Raw genomic sequence first — 3,885 nt, 5'->3', positions numbered from 1 at the left:
GGCCTGCTGCTTCAACCCGCCCGTCACCGGCACCGAGGTGCACCAGGAAGACGGCTCCTACGCCGCCGCACCGGCGACGGCGGCCGAATAATCCGGCCGCGACCGCCAGTGCATCGGCCGCCAGTGCATCGGCCGCCGGGGCAGTCGGTCGGCCGGTCCCGAGAGAAGGCGCGCGGGCGGAGGGCAACAGCCCCCGCGCGCCCCGCCTGAGATTCAGGGGCGACAATCCAGGGCCGAAAATCCAGGGGATGGATCCTACCATGACGCAGAATACCCAACACACCGTCGAGAAAATCGGCGGCACCTCGATGAGCCGCTCGAACGAGCTTGTGGACACGCTTTTCGTCGGCACGCGCCCGGAGGCGGAGATCTACAACCGCATCTTCGTGGTCTCGGCCTATGGCGGCATCACCAACCTGCTGCTGGAAGACAAGAAGACCGGCGCGCCGGGGGTCTACAAGCTTTTCGCCAATGCCGAGAACGACCACGGCTGGTCCGAGGCACTGTCGAGCGTCGCCACCGCCATGTGCGAGGCGCATGACGCGGTGCTGGACCATGCCGCCGACCGGTCCGCCGCGCATGATTTCGTGCGCGACCGGATCGAGGGCGCGCGCGGCTGTCTGATCGACCTGCAACGGCTGTGCTCCTACGGGCATTTCCGCCTCAGCCAGCACATGCTGATCATCCGCGAGCTGCTGTCGGGCCTGGGCGAGGCGCATTCCGCCTTTGCCACCGCGCTGCTGCTGCGCCGGGCGGGCGTCAACGCGCGGTTCATCGACCTCAGCGGCTGGCGCGACGAGACCGAGCACACGCTGGAAGAGCGCATCGGCGCCGGGCTGCGTGACATCGACCTCAGCCAGGAACTGCCGATCGTCACCGGCTACGCGCAATGCACCGAAGGGCTGATGAAGGAATACGACCGCGGCTATTCCGAGGTCACATTCTCGCGCATCGCGGCGCAGACCGGCGCGGCCGAGGCGATCATCCACAAGGAATTCCACCTGTCGTCCGCCGATCCCGGCATCGTCGGCGAAAGCGCGGTGCGCAAGCTGGGCCACACCAACTATGACGTGGCCGACCAGCTGTCGAACATGGGGATGGAAGCGATCCATCCCAAGGCGGCCAAGACGCTGCGCCAGTCGGGCATCCCGCTGCGCGTCACCAATGCCTTCGAGCCGCACGATCCCGGTACGCTGATCGACAACGAGCCGTCGGACAAGCCGGGGGTGGAGATGGTGACGGGCCTCGGCGTCTACGCGCTGGAGCTGTTCGAGCAGGACATGGTCGGCGTCAAGGGCTACGACACCAAGCTGCTCGATGTCCTGACGCGCCACAAGATCCGCATCGTGGCGAAATCGTCGAACGCCAACACCATCACCCACTACGTCGACGCGCCGTTGAAATCGGTGAAACGGGTGGAGCGCGACCTGTCCGAGATCTTTCCCAGCGCCACGCTCAGCGCGCGCAACCTTGCCGTCGTTTCGGCCATCGGGCGCAACCTGGCGGGCCAGAACGTGCTGCTGAACGGCCTGCGCGCGCTGGAGGAGGAAGGCATCGAGCTGATCGCCGCCCAGCAGACCACCCGCACCGTCGACGTGCAATTCTTGGTCGGCCGCGACCGGATGAAGGACACGGTCAGCGCCCTGCACCGCAACCTGATCGCGCGCCCGCACGTCGCCCGCCAGCCAAAGGCCGCCTGACCCATCGCGACGGTCGAAGGGAGGGGGTGAAGGAGGCAGCGCCCGCCCCCTGCGTCACGCGCCAGCGAAACCACGGCTTTTCGCGCCATTTGTCCGCCCCCGCGCGGGCGGGTCGGCCGGAGCCGCGGTGCGTCGCCCCCTGCTCGCGCGCTGGCGCTCTCGCCGAGTGCCTTCGGCCGGCCATTAGCGGCATCCCGGATGAATACGCGCGGGGCGCCGGTTGTCTGGCTGCCGCAATCATGGCACATGATCGGTCGAATCTCGGGGAGGGGCCGTCATGCGCATTCTGGCTGCGATCGTCCGCATCATAGCCGCGGTGAACACCGCTGTGGGACGGCTGGTCTCCTGGCTGGCGCTGGCGATCGTCGTCGTGTGTTTCACGGTGGTCGTGCAGCGCTATGTCTTCGCGGTGAGCTTCGTCTGGATGCAGGATCTCTACATCTGGCTGAACGGGGCGATGTTCACCGCGGTGGCGGGCTTTGCCCTGCTCAGGGACGATCACGTGCGGGTCGACATCTTCTACCGGCCCGCATCGCCGCGGCGCAAGGCGGTGGTCGATCTGATCGGCGTGCTGCTGTTCCTGCTGCCCTTCACCTTCGTGGTCTACGTCTATTCCATGCCGTTCGTGCGCCGGTCTTGGAGCTATGCCGAAGGCTCGGCCAATGTCGGCGGAATGCCGGGGCTGTTCGTGCTGAAATCCTTCATCCTCCTCTTCGTCGGGCTGGTCGCGCTGCAGGGGGTGGCGATCGCGCTGCGCTCCGTGCTGGTGCTGGCGGGCTCCGACCACCTGCTGCCCCGCGCGCTCCGCTATCCGCCCCGGGGCAACGAGCCGGGGTTCGTCGCGCCCCCGCCGCGTGAAAAGGCCGCTCGCTGATGGATCCTGTCTTGCTTGGCGAGGTCCTGGCGGGCCTCATGTTCTTCGGCATCATCGGCTTTCTGATGCTGGGCTTTCCCGTGGCCTTTACCCTCGCGGGGGTATCGTTGCTTTTCGGCCTGGCAGGCTGGGGGCTGGGCGTGTTCGATCCGTCGAACTTCGGCAGCCTGCCCAACCGCTACATCGGCTACATGACGAACGAAGTGCTGGTCGCGGTGCCGCTGTTCATCTTCATGGGCGTGATGCTGGAACGCTCGCGTATCGCCGAGCAGCTGCTGCTGACGATGTCCAAGCTCTTCGGCAACATGCGCGGCGGCCTGGGGCTTTCGGTGGTCCTGGTCGGCGCGATGCTGGCGGCCTCCACCGGGGTGGTGGGCGCGACGGTGGTGACGATGGGGCTGATTTCGCTGCCCGCCATGCTGCGTGCCGGATACAAGCCCGAACTGGCCACCGGCGTCATCTGCGCCAGCGGCACGCTGAGCCAGATCATCCCGCCCTCCACCGTGCTGATTTTCATGGGCGACATGCTGTCGGGCATCAACGCGCAGGTGCAGATGCAGAAGGGCAATTTCGCCCCGGTGCCGGTCTCGGTGGGCGATCTCTTCGCGGGGGCGTTGCTGCCGGGGGTGCTGCTGGTCGGGCTTTACACGTTCTGGGTGCTGTTCAAGGCGGTGACCGATCCCGAAAGCTGCCCCGCCACGCCCGTCCCGCCCGAGGAGCGCAAGCACCTGCTGCGCGAGGTGGTCGTGGCGCTGATCCCGCCGCTGGTGCTGATCCTCGCGGTGCTGGGCTCCATCCTGGGCGGCGTCGCCACCCCGACCGAGGCGGCCTCCGTGGGCGCGGTGGGCGCGGCGGTGCTGGCCGCGCTGCGCTGGCGGCTGTCGCTGCGCATCCTGCAGGAAACGGTGATCGCCACGGCGACGATCACCTCCATGGTGTTCATCATCCTTTTCGGCGCCTCGGTCTTCTCGATCGTGTTCCGGCTGATGGGCGGCGACAATCTGGTGCATCAGATGCTGGCCGACCTGCCGGGCGGGGCGCTGACCTCGGTGATCGCGGTGATGGGGATCATGTTCGTGCTGGGGTTCATCCTGGACACGTTCGAGATCATCTTCATCGTGATCCCGATCACCGCGCCGATCCTGCTGGCGCTGGACGTGGACCCGGTGTGGCTGGGGGTGATCGTGGGCGTGAACCTGCAGACGAGCTTTCTCACCCCGCCCTTCGGCTTCGCCCTGTTCTACCTGCGCGGCGTCGCACCCGCGGAGCTGCCCACCTCGGCCATCTACCGCGGCATCATCCCCTTCGTGG

At 67.2% G+C, this 3,885-nt stretch carries 4 protein-coding genes; all 4 read left to right on the top strand.

Annotated elements, in window-relative coordinates; all coding sequences use genetic code 11:
- Positions 1–91: ectoine synthase (locus tag ACU0BR_RS13410; protein ID WP_446157339.1), on the top strand; the 91-nt coding region annotated here is incomplete at its 5' end.
- Positions 92–260: 169 nt separating this feature from the next.
- Complete coding sequence (locus ACU0BR_RS13405; RefSeq protein ID WP_446157338.1) at positions 261–1,700, top strand: aspartate kinase; 1,440 nt, start codon at positions 261–263, stop codon at positions 1,698–1,700.
- 277 nt (positions 1,701–1,977) lie between these two features.
- A complete protein-coding gene (locus ACU0BR_RS13400; protein ID WP_446157337.1) occupies positions 1,978–2,574 on the top strand; it encodes a TRAP transporter small permease subunit in 597 nt (198 codons plus the stop codon).
- Positions 2,574–3,885, top strand: a 1,312-nt coding sequence (locus tag ACU0BR_RS13395) for a TRAP transporter large permease (RefSeq protein ID WP_446157336.1), incomplete at its 3' end; no start/stop codon positions are given. The genes ACU0BR_RS13400 and ACU0BR_RS13395, both read left to right, overlap by 1 nt.

This window comes from Brevirhabdus sp. (genome assembly GCF_052826345.1).
The sequence above is the reverse complement of the archived record's forward strand: the minus strand, read 5'-3'. Positions and strand labels throughout refer to the sequence as shown.

Coding starts and splice junctions, on each gene's coding strand:
- ACU0BR_RS13405 (WP_446157338.1), top strand. CDS start 261: ATGACGCAGAATACCCAACACACCGTCGAGAAAATCGGCGGCACCTCG.
- ACU0BR_RS13400 (WP_446157337.1), top strand. CDS start 1,978: ATGCGCATTCTGGCTGCGATCGTCCGCATCATAGCCGCGGTGAACACC.